Source organism: Delftia sp. PX-1, assembly GCF_055797465.1.
Genome location: NZ_CP184763.1, coordinates 712,805 through 726,708 on the forward strand (window position 1 = coordinate 712,805; position 13,904 = coordinate 726,708).

The following is a 13,904-nucleotide window of genomic DNA, read 5'->3' on the forward strand; positions in this document are numbered from 1 at the left end:
GGGACACTCGCATGGGACAACCTGCAGCAAGAGTGGGCGACGTGCATGCCTGTCCCGCCCACGGGGGCGGGGCCATTCTCTCCGGCCAGGCCGATGTGCTCATAGGCGGCATGCCGGCGGCCAGGGTCACGGACCAGGCGCTGTGCCCCCGTTCGCCGCCCGACGCCATTGCCGAAGGCGAAGCCACGGTACTGATCGGCGGCAGGCCCGCAGCCCGCATGGGGGACAGGACCGTGCACGGCGGCGTGGTCGTCTCGGGCTGCACCACCGTCTGGATCGGTGCGAATGCGGGCCGGTGCCTGGCCGAAGCCGCGCAATCGGGGGCCGCCTTCGTGTCGGCCATGGAGGACTGAATCGCCATGTCCACCTTGATCCCCCCAGGCCTCGGCACGCCGGACGACCTCCAGATGGCACGCCAGGCCGTGCTCGAAAAGGTGGCGGCGACCTATGACGGCCTGCTCTACGCCATCGTGGACGCGGCGGCGGATGAGCACCTGCATGACGCCATCCTGGCCGAGCCGCCGCAGTCCGGCATCACCTGCCTGTATGACGGCATGCCCGCCGCCCGCTATGCGCGCTACGCGCCCTATCTCATGCGGGTGCATGCAGGCAGTCCGCTGTTCCAGCGCTGGCCGCATGAAGGCTGGCAGGCGCACTGGGGCATTTTCCTGATCAGCCGGCTGCCGGCCCCTGCGCTCAAGCGCCATCTCAAGCGGTTTCTGCAGGCCAGGGGAGACGGCGGCCAGCGGCTGTGGCTGCGCTTTTACGACCCGCGCGTGCTGCCTCGCCTGCTGGCGCAGTTCGACCCGGCGCATCTGGGGGACTGGTTCCGCGGCCACAGCATCCTCGCCTGCCTGGCACCGCATCCCGAGGGGATCTGGGTCGGCATGGCGCAACGCAAGTTTCTGGACCACGTCACAGGCCTGGCGCGCCTGGACAGCAGGCAATGGGAGGTGTCTTCGCCATGATGGAAATTTCAACCCTGGAAATGCAGCGCACGCTGCGCCGCAACCTCGTGCCCAGCGAAGAAGGGATTGCCGCCATCGTGCGGCAGACCTGCCATCTCAGCGAGCAGGATTGGCCGCATGACAGGCTGCTGGCCCATACCCGGCGAGGCCTTGACCGCGCGGTGGGCTGGGGCCTGTCGACGCCGGACGATGTCATCGGCTTCCTGGCCTTGCGCCACCAGTTTGGCGAGCGCTTCGACGAATTTCCCGCCGTGCGCAAGTTTCTCTCGCGCACCGACCTGCCGCCTGACGGACGCATCCAGTTGATGATGCTTGAACTGCCGATGGGCATCTGGGACGTGGTGCGGCGGCGCACACCTGCTGGCGAATCGTCCTCGCCCCTCGGCGGGCCTGGCGCATGAGCTGCGAACAACTGGTCCCCGCCTTCATCGCCCTCAATCGCCTGAAGCGGTCCAGGGACCTGTGCAAGGCCGTCGTGCTTGTGGGCTTCAACAAGGTATGCGGCACCCGGGACTTCGACAACGAACTGGACCGCAGGGCGCTGTGCGAGCTGTTTTGCTGCTGCATGACCGGCGGCCTGGGCCAGCGCTGCGTGGCCGGCGTGGTCATGCAGGCCGACGGGTTTGAAGGCTACCGGGGCTACTACAAGCAGGAAGTGCCGTACCGGGACGGTGCGCCAGTCATGTCCCGCAACGAGCCCGTACGACCCACGCGCAGCCGGCCTGCCGGCTCGCGCATCCCGGATGTGGTCGTGGTGAAGAACCCGCGCCTTCCGCCTGTGCTGGACAACGTGCAGCGGGTGTATGAGATGAAATTCCCGGGGGATAAATTTTCTTCAGAATTTGGGCCAGACGGCAAGATACAGTTTCAGGCATATAGCGACATTTTTAAAGAAAAGTTTTTCAAGGATGCCTTAGACGCAGGAAGTTGTGCTTGCGAAGGCGATGGAGAAACGACGAACGAAGGCGTATTGAACCAAGCAATGCGATGGCAGGCCAACAGAGAAAAGGAAATTTATTTGGCAGAACGGGTAAATGCGGATACGGCAGCAGCAATTGGGGCTGCGGCCGGTGCGTCCGCATTGGGGCGTGTACTCCGAGGTGTAGGTGCGGTGGGAACCGCACTGGCAAGAGTCCTCGGCGTGACATTTTGAAGCAATGGCTTCGGTACGGTCAGATATGGAGATGGATATGGCTAAAGACTTTAATAAACCTTTAAGCACCAAAGAACTGCAAAAAGCTACCGTGGCGACTATGGATATTCTGAAAGCGATGGTATTACAGAATAGATTTGGACGTATTTGCGCAAGAGCTGGGTGGACCATCGAAATGGTGTTCCATGAAGGGGATTCACTGGCCGTACGTGAGCGTGCATGGAAAGTGATTGATCTGTTTTGTGAGGTTGTTGGCGCAGACAAGCTTGCAATATGGTGGGGTCTGGCGCCTATGTCACTGACCAGCAAGCAAGCACAAGCGAGAATTGCCAAACACAAGCCGAGTACGCTTAACAATCCCGAAGGGTTTGCGATGATTTTTGATCTAGCTTCGGGAAATCCAAAGCCACCAGATGACTGGGTTGAAAATGCTCAAGACTTTCGACTTCACTGCCGTATAAACAACGATGAAGGTATTTGGCTACATGACCGCCATATCTCGCCTGGCATAGGTCCTGCCATGTCTTTCATTCGCATGGCGTTTCCCGCATGGTGGATTCTGGGTCAGCCGCCCGAGCGCAATGTGGGCCGGATCACCTCCCAGGTGGTGGAATTAATGCAACCCTTCTGGGCTATTGCCGGGTGGGGTGTCATTCCTGCAGTGGAAGAACGCAATATTGGACCCGATGGCAAGGGCCAGCAGGTGCTGTATCCCTATCTGAAGCGGTTCCCAGGATTGAATGCCATAGGAAGTCTTGCATTGTTCGATCATGACTTCAACAAAGCCATGTACAGCATCAACTGGCTGAGTTTTGTCAGCGATGCCTTGCTGGAAAAACTGGGCGGGCGAGAGGCCGTGCGAAAGCAGGTGGAGGCCAGTCAGTATCTTTCGGCCGGGGATGTGGGCAACTGCCTGGGAATCCGTGCGGGAGACTTTCCTGGTCTGGGGGATATGGATCAAGGACTGACGCTGCCCGCCTTTGGCGAGGCGGCGCGCCTGCTCAAGCCTGTTCGCGCCAGATCCCGGCTCAACAACTTCATCGGCCCACCGCCTTCGGGCTCCAATGATGAACATGCGTGGCTGCTGGCATGCGATGCCTATATGAGTCGGTTTGATTTGTTCTGATTTCTGGTGTTTCGAAGGAATGGGGAAGATCACAATGGCTGCGGAACATGATTTCGATTGGCCTTGGGGCAATGAGAAGGCGGATGCTTCAACCGTGGCGACGATGGATATTCTCAAGGCGCTGGTACTGTGCAATCAGTTCGGTGATGTCTGTGCAAGAGCCGGCTGGACCATTGAAATGGTGTTTCATGAGGGGGATTCCTTGGCTGTGCGTGAACGTGCATGGAAAGTGGTTGATCTTTTTTGTGAGGCCGTAGGGAGGGAGAAATTGGTTTATTGGTATGACGGAATGCCTGCCATGCTAACCAGCGCAATGGCACAAAAGAAGTTGACCGCGAAGAAGCAGAAGAGCCTAGACAATCCTAAAGGTTATGCACTGATTTTTCATATGGCTTCCGGAAAGCCAAAGCCGCCTGAACTGTGGGAAAACAACGCACAAGACTTTCGTCTTTACTGTCGTATCAACAACGACGAAGGGCTTTGGATGAAGGATCGCTATCAATCACCTGGAATAGGGCCTGCCATGTCTTTCATCCGCATGGCATTTCCTGCATGGTGGATTTTGAATCAACTGTCCGAGCGCAATGTCGGCTGGATCACCTCCCAAGTGGTGGAATTGATGCAGCCTTTCTGGGCGACGGCGGGTTGGGGCATCATGTCTGCAGTGGAAGAGCGCAATATCGATCCCGACGGAAAAGGCCAGCAAATACTCTATCCTTATCTTCAGAGATTTCCAGGCTTGAATGCTTTAGGTAGCCATGCTTTGCAGAGTCATGACTTCAACAACGCCATGTACAGCATTAACTGGCTCAGTTTTGTCAGCGATGCCTTGCTGGAAAAACTGGGCGGGCGGGAGGCGGTGCGCAAGCAGGTGCAGGCCAGCCAGTATCTATCTGCCGGGGATGTGGGCAACTGCCTGGGAATTCGCGCAGGAGACACTCCGGGGCTGGGGGACATGGACCAGGGGCTGACGTTGCCCGCCTTTGGCGAGGCAGCGCGCCTGCTCAAGCCTGTCCGTGCCAGATCCCGCCTCAACAACTTCATCGGACCGCCGCCTTCCGGATCCGACGACGAAGACGCGTGGCAATTGGCATGCGACGCCTATATGCGTCGCTTTGATGAATTCTGAATGGAAAGCACCATGAAGCCACAGCCCATCGCCCCGTTGATGGATGCCGTGTTGCGCACGCTGGGACGGCACAGCCGGCAGGATTACCTGCGCCTGGCCCTGCGCCAAGCGGGATTGAGCGATGCGCAGCTGCTGAAGATCGATCACGCCCCGCCTTACCCGGTGACATGGGCGGAGACGGGGCTGGGCCTGGTCCTTCAACGCCTGGCCTGGGGCGACATGCCAGGCGCTCCGACATGGGGCGTGCACAGCGTGACCCTGGATGCGCAGCGCTGGAAGGGGTCCTGGCCCATGGGCCTGGATCCGGAGACCGTGACCGCGCAGGAATTCGTCAGCCTGCTGGCCCAGGACCAGTCCGAGGCGCTGTGCCTGCCCCAGATGGCCTGCTGCACGACCTGCGGTTTCGACGAGCAGACATGGGCACTGGTGGCAGTCTTTGGCGGCGCCAGCGGCGCTTTGCAGAATTTGACGATGAGCCGGGTCGGGGAATGGGTGGGGCTTTCCATGCTCCCGGCCTGGCAGGGAGCCGGGTAGCGGGTGGGCCATGTGGGAGATATGGCCCCGTGGGCGCCAGTTCCGACCGGGCGCCACGGACATGGCGGCGCGGCTACACTGCGGGCCATTCATTCGAGGGGCTGGCCGTGGCCGGTTCCTTCTCCCTGTTTTCCCTAGAGATTTCCGCCATGTCCAACGACGCCCACGAAGCCACCGCCCTGCCCGACGAGCCTGCCCTGACGCCCGAGGCGCTGGAGGAGCTTGACGATCTGCTCGACGAGCTGCGCACGCGCGGCGAGGAGATTCCGCAGTGGGAGTTCTGCGACGGTTTCCTGACGGCGCTGATCTGCACGCGCCGCGAGGTGCCGGTCGCCGAGTGGCTGCCCATGCTGCTGGGCGACGGCGGCACGCTGGAGGCGGCCGAGGGCCAGCCGCTGCCGCTGATGGAAGTGTTCAAGGACGCGGCGCAGCAGGCGCGCTTTCTGGAGCTGGTGGGCCTGCGCATGGACGAGATCCGCACCCAGCTGGACGCCGACGTGAAGACGCTGGAAGACGACCGCACCTTCCAGCCCGAGGCCATGGACATGCGCGGCGCCATCCTGTCGCTGCCCGAGGAAGAGCGTCCCGATGACGGCGAGATTCCTTCGTTCGGCCAGATCTGGGCGCTGGGCTTCATGTTCGTGGTCGAGAACTGGGCCGAGGAATGGGCCGCCCCGCGCGACAAGGAAGCCGCCGGCTGGCTCAACGAGGCGCTCAACGCCGTCGTGGCCCTGACCGAGGACGACACCGGCAAGCCCGAAGTCTGCATGTACGACGAGGACGGCCCCGCCAGCACCAGCCAGGAGCGCGTGGAGCAGTTCGGCGAGGCCATCTGGGCGCTGTACGACCTGCGCCAGATCTGGAAGAGCATGGGCCCGCGCCAGGAAACCATCGTCAAGGGCGAGCAGCCGGGCCGCAACGACCCCTGCCCCTGCGGCAGCGGCAAGAAGTTCAAGAAGTGTCACGGCGCCTGAGCGCCCGCGCCACAGGCTTTGGATGCACGGGCCATGAGACATATCGGTGAACGCATACGCGCCCGCCGCGCCGAACTGGGCATGACCCAGGGCCGGCTGGCCGAGGCCGCAGGCATCACGGCCTCGGCCGTGTCGCAGATCGAATCGGGGGCCATCCGCACCCTCAAGAACGACACCCTGGCCCGCGTGGCCCTGGCGCTGCAGACCACGGCGCTGGAGCTGACGGCCGGCCTGGAAGACGACAACGCGCCGCTGCCCGTGGACGAGCAGCGCCTGCTGGAAAGCTACCGCGCCCTGCCTGCACCGCTGCAGGAGATCGCGCACCGGCTCATAAAAGCCTTGCGCTGATCAGCGCATTGAGGCGCTGCAGGGCATGGACCATGGTGGCCTGGCGCACGGCGGCGCGGTCGCCGTCAAAGCGCAGGCATTCGCTGTGCGTGGTGCCGTACACGTTCCAGCCGAACCAGACCGTGCCCACGGGCTTGGCGGCGCTGCCGCCGCCCGGCCCGGCCACGCCTGTCACGGCCACGCTGCACTGCGCGCGTGAGTGGGCGATGGCGCCTTCGGCCATGGCGCGCGCCACGGGCTCGCTCACGGCGCCGTGTTCGGCGATCAGCGGCTCGGGCACGCCCAGCAGGTCGTGCTTGGCCGCGTTGGAGTAGCTGACAAGGCCGCGCTCGAACCATTCGCTGGAGCCGGCGCGGTCCGTGCAGGCCGCAGCGATCATGCCGCCCGTGCAGCTCTCGGCCGTGGCCAGCATCCAGCCGCGCTGCAGCAGCAGGCCTGCCAGGGTTTCGACGAGTTCGTTGGATGCGTTCATGCCAGCTCCTTCAGCCGATGAAATGGCGCCATAGCGCGATGACCAGCAGCGTGCAGAAGGCGGCCACCAGGTCATCGAACATGATCCCCCAGCCGCCGCGCCAGCCGAAGCCCTTGAAGCACCGGTCGGCCCATTTGACGGGCTGGGGCTTGGCGGCGTCGAAGAAGCGAAACAGCGCAAAGGCGATGAGCTGGCCCCAGAAGCCCGTGGGCATGACCAGCCACAGCACCAGCCAGAAGGCCACGATCTCGTCCCAGACCAGGTTGCCCGGGTCGGCCACGCGCATGTGGCGCGCCGTGACCGTGCAGGCCCACCAGCCCAGCGGAATGCTGCCCGCGATCAGCAGGCCGATCTGCTGGGGCGTGAACCAGTGCTGCAGCAGCAGGAAGGACAGCCAGGCCCACAGCGTGCCCACGGTGCCGGGCGCGATGCGCCCCAGCCCCGAGCCCAGCCCCATGGCGATGAAGTGGGCCGGGTGGGACATCATGAATTCCAGCGTGGGGCGTGCCATGCCGCCCTGCGGCGGGCCTTCCGGTGGGCGCGCCGCAGAGGCAAAGGTGGGGGTAGCAGGATCGCCGGAAACCTCCGGCCGCAGCGGCGCGTCACTCATGGGGCGAGATCATAAGCGCGGCCCTGGTGCTTCACTGACGCTCTTCGACCGCCAGATCCTGCGGATGGCGGATCTGGTGGCGGGCCTCGAAGCTGGCGCTGGCGCCAGCGGCCAGCGGCTGCTGCCAGGCGATCATGCCGTTGCGGTCGTTCCAGCGCGTGGTGGCCGGCTGCGGGTTGTACTGGGACTGCACGCGGATCTGCTCGTTGCGCGAGACGGGTGCGGCGTCCACCACCTGCAGCTCGATGGCGCGGTCATGGCGGTTGTCCACCTGGAAGCGCCGCGTGACCTGGCGTTCGGTGCTGCTGCTGAGCAGGCCGCCGCTGCCCGTGGCCGAGTCCACGGGCAGGTTGCGCACCACCACCTTGTCATCGCGGCCGAAGGACAGGCCCTGGGCCAGCGCGGCGGCGTTGCCGAAGTCCAGCCGGCCCTGGCCGGCGAAGGCGCCGTCGCGGAACAGGGCCACGGGGCCTGCGGGCCAGACACCGGCCGGCACGGCCAGCTGGGCCACCAGGTAGGCGGCCTCTTCCACGGCGGGCGCCGTGCGCGTGAGCAGGGTGGCCGGCAGGTTGTGCGAGCCCAGGGCCAGGGTCACGCGCTCGCTGCTGGAGGGCACGCTGATGCGGTAGGGCACGGAGAACTGCGTGGCGTAGGCGGTGTTGAGGCTGGCGACATCGAGCACCGGCAGTTCGGTGGCCTCGCCGGCCGCCCCGGGCTTGCGGGCGCGCTCCAGCATCATCGCAGGGGCCGCCGGGGCCGGCGCTGGCGCAGGGGCCATGGCTGCCACGGGGCGGGGCCGTTCCACATCCAGCGTCCAGGGATTGGGCAGGCGCGCCTGCGTGCTGCGCGAAGGCTGGCCGGTGGACAGCAGCAGCTGCACCTGGCTCCAGTCCTCGCCGCTGTTCTGGGCCACCAGGGCCAGGCGTTCGATGGCCACCGTGCCCTTGGCCGGGTCCAGCTGGGCGCGGTAGGTGGGCTGCCAGCTCGGGCCGCGCACCTGGTAGGTGAGCTGCACATTGGCATCGGCCGGGCTGGCCAGTTGCACGGTGACCTTCATCACCTGGGCGTTGCCGGCGCCCGTGCGGTCGCGTTCGAGCTGCAGCGGCCTGAGCTGCTCCTGCAGCGCCTGCTTTTGCCGCAGGATCTGGTGGGCGCGCAGCGTGTTGCCGCGGCTGGTGCTGCGCAGCGCCTCGGTGGCGGCGCCCAGCTGGCTGGCGGCGGGCAGGGCGGGGGCTTTGGCGTCATCGCCGGGCTTGGCCAGGCCCTGCAGGTAGTCGCCCACGAGCTTGGCGGCGGACTCGTCGGCCTCCAGCGCGGCCAGCTGGTCTTCCAACGTGCGGATCTGCTGCTCCAGCGGGCTGGCGCAGGCCTTGGAGGCCAGTTCGCGCGGCTGCGACTGCAGCTTGTAGTCACCCAGGCGCACGCCGGCATCGGCGCTGACCTGCAGGCTCTGCGGGTCGATGGAGCCGGGCAGGCACTCGAACACCAGCTGGCGCGTGGCGGCCGTGATGCGCGCCGTGCGCTCCACCGAGGCCACGCCCGCATACAGGGTGACGCGCGCGATGGGGGCGCGGGCGATGGTGGCTTCCTGGGCTTGTGCCTGGGCCTGGACCGGGGTGCCTGCCAGCAGGAAGCAGGCGGCTGCCAGGGCAGAGAGGGCGGGCAGGGCGGAGCGTTGAACCATGGGCAGTCCTTCTCGGATGAAAGTGGTTTGGCGCGGCGTCAGGCCGCAGCGAAGTGGTCGAATGAGGTCCACCGGGGCGCCATGGCCGCTCCGTCCGGGCCGATCAGCCGCAGGCCGGGCTGCTCCTCGATGCAGCCGATGCGCGTGACGCGCGTGGCGCTGTCGCGGCCTGCGGCCTGCACGGCATCGCGCCGGTCGGCCGGGGCCGTGAAGCACAACTCGTAATCGTCGCCGCCGGACAGGGTGCACTGGTGCAGCAGGTCGATGGCCAGGGGCGTGTGCCGGCCGGCATCGAGCAGCGGCGTGATCAGGCGCGTGTCCAGGCTGGCACCCACGCGGGATTGCTCCAGGATGTGGCCCAGGTCGCCCAGCAGGCCGTCGCTCACATCCAGCGCGCTGCTGGCAATGCCGCGCAGCGCCTGGCCCAGGGCCACGCGCGGCGTGGGCGCTTCCAGGCGCTGGCGCGCGGCGGCCAGCGTGCCGGGTGGCAGGGTGGTGTGGTCCAGCAGGGCTTCCAGCGCCAGGCGGGCATCGCCCAGGCTGCCGCTGACCCAGATGTCGTCGCCTGCGCGCGCGCCGCTGCGCAGCAGGGCCTGGCCGGGCGGCACTTCGCCGAAGACGGTGATGCAGATGTTCAAGGGCCCCTGGGTGGTGTCGCCGCCGACCAGCTCGCAGCCGTGGGCGTCGGCCAGGGCCAGCAGGCCGCCTGCGAAGGCCTCGGTCCAGGCCGCATCGGCGCGCGGCAGGGACAGGGCCAGGGTGAAGGCCAGCGGACGCGCGCCGCAGGCCGCCAGGTCGGACAGGTTCACGGCCAGGGATTTGTGGCCCAGCAGGCGCGGGTCCACGTCGGCGAAGAAATGCCGGCCCTCGACCAGCATGTCGCTGGAGACGGCCAGCTGCATGCCCGGCGCCGGGGCGAGCAGGGCGCAGTCATCGCCCACGCCCAGGGCGGCGCGGCGCACGGGGCGCTGGAAGAAGCGGCGGATCAGGTCGAATTCACCCACGGTGGCGGCTTTCGGAGGCGGTTGGCGATCGGGCTATTGTGCTGCGAGGTTCGTGCTGCCCCGTATCAGGTGGTCTCGCCCGCACCGGGCCGATGCTCCAGCGCCAGCGCGTGGAAGGCCTGGGCGGCCGGCGACAGGCTGCGCTGGCGCCTGCGCACCAGGTACAGGTCGCGCCGGCGGTCGGCATCGGCCAGCGGACGCGTCACCAGGCCGGGCTGCACGAAGTGGAACAGCGCCAGGGCCGGCACCACGCTGATGCCCAGGCCCGCGCGCACCATGCCCATCACGGTGGCCAGGTGCTCCACCTCCAGCAAGGTGTTGAGGGGCGGGGCCTGCTCCTGCGATTCCAGGTACTGGCGCACGCTGCTGTGGCGGGCGAGCTGGATGAAGGGCTGGTCCCGCAGGTCGGCCATGGCCGGCGCGGGCAGGGCCGCCAGCGCATGGTCGGCGCGGCAGACCAGGTGCAGCCGGTCGGCGCAGAACCATTCGGCCTGCAGCTCCTCGGTGTCGGCGCGGATGGCGGCCAGCGCCAGGTCGGCCTGGCCCGAGGCCACCTGGGCGATGCACGATTCGGACAGCAGGTCCGACACCTGCAGCTGTATGCCCGGATGGCGCGCATGGAACAGCGCCAGCACGGGCGGCAGCCAGGCCGCCGCCAGCGAAGGCAGCAGGGCGATGGACACGCGCCCGCGCTGCAGCGCCGCCGCCTCGCGCAGGCCGTGCACGGCATCGCCCAGGTCGGCGCGTATGCGCTGCGCGGCATCGAGGAACTGCGCCCCCTCCTGCGTCAGCGCCACGTGGCGCGTGCTGCGGTCGAACAGGCGCACGCCCACGCCGTCTTCCAGACCCTTGATCAGGGCGCTGAAGGCCGGCTGCGACAGATGGCAGCGCTGTGCGGCCAGGGTGAAGCTGCTGAGCTGGGCCAGGGCGATGAAGGCATCGAGCTGGCGGGAGGAGATATTCATCGGGTTTTTGGATAAGTCGATCCGAACAATCGATTTCACAGATTAGCAGCGGCTGCCTACATTGGCTCTCATGGACAACCTGGAACCCTCTCTTGCCCCGGACAGGCCCCCGCTGTGGGTGGGCTGCGCAGCCGGCTTCTCGGGCGACCGCACCGATGCCGCCGCGCCCGTGGTGCGCGCCCTGGCGGCCAGCGGCCAGAGCGCCTGCCTGATCTTCGAGACCCTGGCCGAGCGCACGCTGGCGCTGGCCCAGCTCGCGCGGCGCGAGCAGCCCGACGCGGGCTATGAACCCCTGCTGGAGGACCTGCTGGAGCCCGTGCTGGCCGACTGCCTGGCGCATGGCATACGCATCGTCAGCAACTTCGGTGCGGCGAATCCCGAAGGCGCGGCGCGCTGCATCCAGCGGCTGGCGCAGCGCCTGGGCCTGCGCGTGCCGCGCATCGCCGTGGTGCATGGCGACGATGTCAGCGGCCCGGCGTACCGCGGGGCGCTGCGGGCCGCGCTGGGCGCGGAGTTCCCCGAGGATTCGCTGGTCAGTGCCAACGCCTACATCGGCGCGCGCGCGATTGCCGAGGCCCTGCAGGCCGGCGCCGAGATCGTGGTGGCCGGCCGCGTGTCCGACCCCTCGCTGACCCTGGGGCCGGCCATGGCGCATTTCGGCTGGGCCTGGGACGACTGGGACCGCCTGGCGCGCGCCACCATGGCCGGCCACCTGCTGGAATGCGGCGCCCAGGTCACGGGCGGCTACTTTGCCGACCCGGGCTTCAAGGACGTGCAGGGCCTGGCGCGGCTGGGCTATCCCATCGCCATCATCGAGCCCTCGGGCGACTGCACCATCACCAAGCCCGAAGGCACGGGCGGCCTGGTCAGCGAACGCACGGTCAAGGAACAGCTGCTGTACGAGGTGCACGACCCGGCCGCCTACCTGACGCCCGACGTGGTGGCCGACCTGTCCGAGGCCGAGGTGCACCAGTTGGGGCCTGACGCCGTGCGCCTGAGCGGCGTGCGTGGCCATGCGCACAACGGCCACTACAAGGTCAATGTCTGCCATGCCTCGGGCTGGCTGGCCGAGGGCGAGATCTCCTATGCCGGCCCGCGCGCCCTGGAGCGCGCCCGGCTGGCCGGCGAGGTGCTGCGCGAGCGCCTGGGCGGCGAGGCCGCAGGCGACCTGCGCCTGGACTGGATCGGCGTGGCCAGCGTGCTGGGCGACGACGCCGGCCGCTGGCGCGACGCGCAGCCGGCCGGCGCAGCCGCCCCCCAGGACGTGCGCCTGCGCGCCGCCTGGCTGCGCCCCACGCAGGCCCAGGCGCAGCGCTTGCCGCGCGAGGTCAATGCGCTGTACACCTGCGGGCCGGCCGGCGGCGGCGGCGTGCGCACGGCGCTGCGCGCGCGGCTGGGCACGGTGTCCTGCCTGCTGGCGCAGCAGAGCGTCGCCACCGGATGGAAGTGGGCCGAGGGAGATGTCGATAAAGGCGTTGATAAAGGGGTCGAGAAAGAGGCCGGGGAGCACGCCGCATGAACACACTGCCAACCACGATGCCCGTCACCGTGCCGCTGTACCGCCTGGCGCACGGGCGCACGGGGGACAAGGGCAACCGATCCAACATCAGCCTCATCGCCTGGAATGCCGCCTGCTGGCCCGTGCTGGTGGAGCAGATCACCGAAGAGCGCGTGGCCGCGCACTTCGCCGCCCGGCGCCCGGCGCGCGTGCAGCGCTTCGTGCTGCAGCGCCTGCAGGCCATGAACTGGGTGCTGGACGCGGTGCTGGACGGCGGCGTCAACGACGCGCTCAACCTCGACAGCCACGGCAAGGCGCTGTCGTACTGGCTGCTGCAGATGCAGGTCCACATACCGGCCTCGCTGCTGCCCCACCTGGCGCCGGAGTAGCCGGCAGCACCCACCCGTCACACATTCATCACAACAAAGGAGACAGACATGAACCTTTCGCACAACTTCCCCCGCCGCCATGTGCTCGCCCTGGCCGCCTGCGCGCTGGCAGCAGCCGCCGCCGCACCGGCCCTGGCACAGGACTATCCGTCCAAGCCCATCACCTTCGTCGTGCCGTTTGCGGCCGGCAGCGCCACCGACCAGCTGGCACGGGCGCTGGGCCAGGCCGTGACCACGGCGACCAAGCAGGCCGTGGTGGTCGAGAACAAGGGCGGCGCCAGCGGCATGATCGCGGCCCAGCAGGTGGCGCGCTCGGCGGCCGATGGCTACACGGTGCTGATCACCACCAACACCACGCATGCGGCCAACCAGCATCTGTACAAGAAGCTGCCCTATGACGCGGTCAAGGACTTCGCGCCCGTGGCCGGGCTGGGCAAGGGCGGCCAGGTGCTGGTGGTGCGCGCCGATGCGCCGTACAGGAACGTGGGCGATCTGCTGGCGGCGGCGAAGAAGCAGCCGGGCAAGCTGTCGTTCGGCAGCGGCAGCTCCTCCAGCCGCGTGGCCGGTGAAATGCTCAAGCAGCTGGCCGGCGTGGACCTGATGCACGTGCCCTACAAGAGCAATCCGCTGGCCATCACCGACCTGCTGGGCGGCCAGATCGACCTGATGATCACCGACACCTCCACCGGCGTGCCCCAGGTCAAGTCGGGCAAGCTGCGCGCCCTGGGCTACTCCACCACCCAGCGCAGCCCGCAGCTGCCCGAGGTGCCCACGCTGGAGGAAGCCGGCGTCAAGGGCTATGACATGGGCTACTGGTTCGCCGCCTATGCGCCGGCCGGCACGCCCGAGGCCGTGGTGGCCCGCCTGAACCGCCTTCTGTCCGACGCCGTGCACAGCGCGGGCGCCAAGTCCTTCTTCGACATGTCCGGCTCCCAGGGCTGGACGGCCACACCGCAGGAACTGGCCGCCTTCCAGGCCGCCGAGACCCAGAAGTGGGGCCAGGTGATCAAGGCCGCCGGCATCCAGCCCGAGTAGGCCGCTCCCCGCTCT

The 13,904-nt window shown here is 67.3% G+C and carries 17 protein-coding genes; 12 read left to right on the forward strand and 5 right to left on the reverse strand.

All coding sequences use genetic code 11. The annotated features are described in order from the left end of the window. The first annotated feature begins 11 nt into the window (after window positions 1–11). From ACN20X_RS03310 to ACN20X_RS03350, 9 genes are all read left to right on the forward strand, one after another. Window positions 12–353: a PAAR domain-containing protein gene (locus ACN20X_RS03310; protein WP_128422780.1), complete on the forward strand. Its 342-nt coding sequence runs from the start codon at window positions 12–14 to the stop codon at window positions 351–353. A 6-nt stretch (window positions 354–359) separates the two neighbouring features. Further along, the gene (locus tag ACN20X_RS03315; protein ID WP_473210279.1) at window positions 360–968 is read left to right on the forward strand and encodes a DUF4123 domain-containing protein; all 609 of its coding nucleotides are present in this window, start codon (window positions 360–362) and stop codon (window positions 966–968) included. Window positions 969–988: 20 nt separating this feature from the next. Beyond that, window positions 989–1,369: a hypothetical protein gene (locus tag ACN20X_RS03320; protein WP_227469546.1), complete on the forward strand. Its 381-nt coding sequence runs from the start codon at window positions 989–991 to the stop codon at window positions 1,367–1,369. Then, complete coding sequence (locus tag ACN20X_RS03325) at window positions 1,366–2,121, forward strand: hypothetical protein (protein WP_034367907.1); 756 nt, start codon at window positions 1,366–1,368, stop codon at window positions 2,119–2,121. The genes ACN20X_RS03320 and ACN20X_RS03325 overlap by 4 nt, the downstream gene beginning before the upstream one ends. Before the next feature lie 37 nt (window positions 2,122–2,158). Continuing rightward, the gene (locus ACN20X_RS03330) at window positions 2,159–3,247 is read left to right on the forward strand and encodes a type VI immunity family protein (protein ID WP_227469547.1); all 1,089 of its coding nucleotides are present in this window, start codon (window positions 2,159–2,161) and stop codon (window positions 3,245–3,247) included. Between the two features lie 19 nt (window positions 3,248–3,266). Further along, on the forward strand, window positions 3,267–4,376 hold the full coding sequence (locus ACN20X_RS03335) for a type VI immunity family protein (RefSeq protein ID WP_473210280.1): 1,110 nt from the start codon (window positions 3,267–3,269) through the stop codon (window positions 4,374–4,376). A 12-nt stretch (window positions 4,377–4,388) separates the two neighbouring features. Next, window positions 4,389–4,910 carry a hypothetical protein gene (locus ACN20X_RS03340; protein ID WP_343740965.1) on the forward strand — a complete coding sequence of 174 codons (522 nt, stop codon included), beginning with the start codon at window positions 4,389–4,391 and terminating at the stop codon, window positions 4,908–4,910. Between the two features lie 149 nt (window positions 4,911–5,059). Next, window positions 5,060–5,884, forward strand: a complete 825-nt coding sequence (locus ACN20X_RS03345) for a YecA/YgfB family protein (protein WP_473210281.1) — start codon at window positions 5,060–5,062, stop codon at window positions 5,882–5,884. A 33-nt stretch (window positions 5,885–5,917) separates the two neighbouring features. Beyond that, window positions 5,918–6,232 (forward strand): helix-turn-helix domain-containing protein, encoded by a 315-nt coding sequence (locus ACN20X_RS03350; protein ID WP_012202639.1) that lies wholly within the window; start codon window positions 5,918–5,920, stop codon window positions 6,230–6,232. Here ACN20X_RS03350 and ACN20X_RS03355 read toward each other — a convergent pair. From ACN20X_RS03355 to ACN20X_RS03375, 5 genes are all read right to left on the reverse strand, one after another. Then, on the reverse strand, window positions 6,213–6,704 hold the full coding sequence (locus tag ACN20X_RS03355; RefSeq protein ID WP_074924290.1) for a CinA family protein: 492 nt from the start codon (window positions 6,702–6,704) through the stop codon (window positions 6,213–6,215). The two genes, ACN20X_RS03350 and ACN20X_RS03355, sit on opposite strands and share 20 nt — an antisense overlap. A gap of 10 nt (window positions 6,705–6,714) precedes the next feature. Continuing rightward, window positions 6,715–7,215 carry a phosphatidylglycerophosphatase A family protein gene (locus tag ACN20X_RS03360; RefSeq protein WP_012202641.1) on the reverse strand — a complete coding sequence of 167 codons (501 nt, stop codon included), beginning with the start codon at window positions 7,213–7,215 and terminating at the stop codon, window positions 6,715–6,717. A gap of 130 nt (window positions 7,216–7,345) precedes the next feature. After that, complete coding sequence (locus ACN20X_RS03365) at window positions 7,346–8,998, reverse strand: DUF4139 domain-containing protein (RefSeq protein ID WP_016453948.1); 1,653 nt, start codon at window positions 8,996–8,998, stop codon at window positions 7,346–7,348. A gap of 38 nt (window positions 8,999–9,036) precedes the next feature. Continuing rightward, window positions 9,037–10,002, reverse strand: coding sequence for a thiamine-phosphate kinase (gene thiL, locus ACN20X_RS03370; RefSeq protein WP_313284426.1), 966 nt, complete (start codon window positions 10,000–10,002; stop codon window positions 9,037–9,039). Window positions 10,003–10,067: 65 nt separating this feature from the next. After that, the gene (locus ACN20X_RS03375; protein WP_047219821.1) at window positions 10,068–10,967 is read right to left on the reverse strand and encodes a LysR family transcriptional regulator; all 900 of its coding nucleotides are present in this window, start codon (window positions 10,965–10,967) and stop codon (window positions 10,068–10,070) included. A 70-nt stretch (window positions 10,968–11,037) separates the two neighbouring features. Here ACN20X_RS03375 and ACN20X_RS03380 point away from each other — a divergent pair, with 70 nt between their 5' ends. From ACN20X_RS03380 to ACN20X_RS03390, 3 genes are read left to right on the forward strand one after another with little or no spacing between them, the layout of a single operon-like run. Further along, complete coding sequence (locus tag ACN20X_RS03380) at window positions 11,038–12,486, forward strand: acyclic terpene utilization AtuA family protein (protein ID WP_473210282.1); 1,449 nt, start codon at window positions 11,038–11,040, stop codon at window positions 12,484–12,486. Continuing rightward, a complete protein-coding gene (locus ACN20X_RS03385; protein WP_013804720.1) occupies window positions 12,483–12,854 on the forward strand; it encodes an AtuA-related protein in 372 nt (123 codons plus the stop codon). The genes ACN20X_RS03380 and ACN20X_RS03385 overlap by 4 nt, the downstream gene beginning before the upstream one ends. 48 nt (window positions 12,855–12,902) lie before the next feature. Beyond that, complete coding sequence (locus tag ACN20X_RS03390; protein ID WP_016450608.1) at window positions 12,903–13,889, forward strand: Bug family tripartite tricarboxylate transporter substrate binding protein; 987 nt, start codon at window positions 12,903–12,905, stop codon at window positions 13,887–13,889. Window positions 13,890–13,904 lie beyond the last annotated feature (15 nt).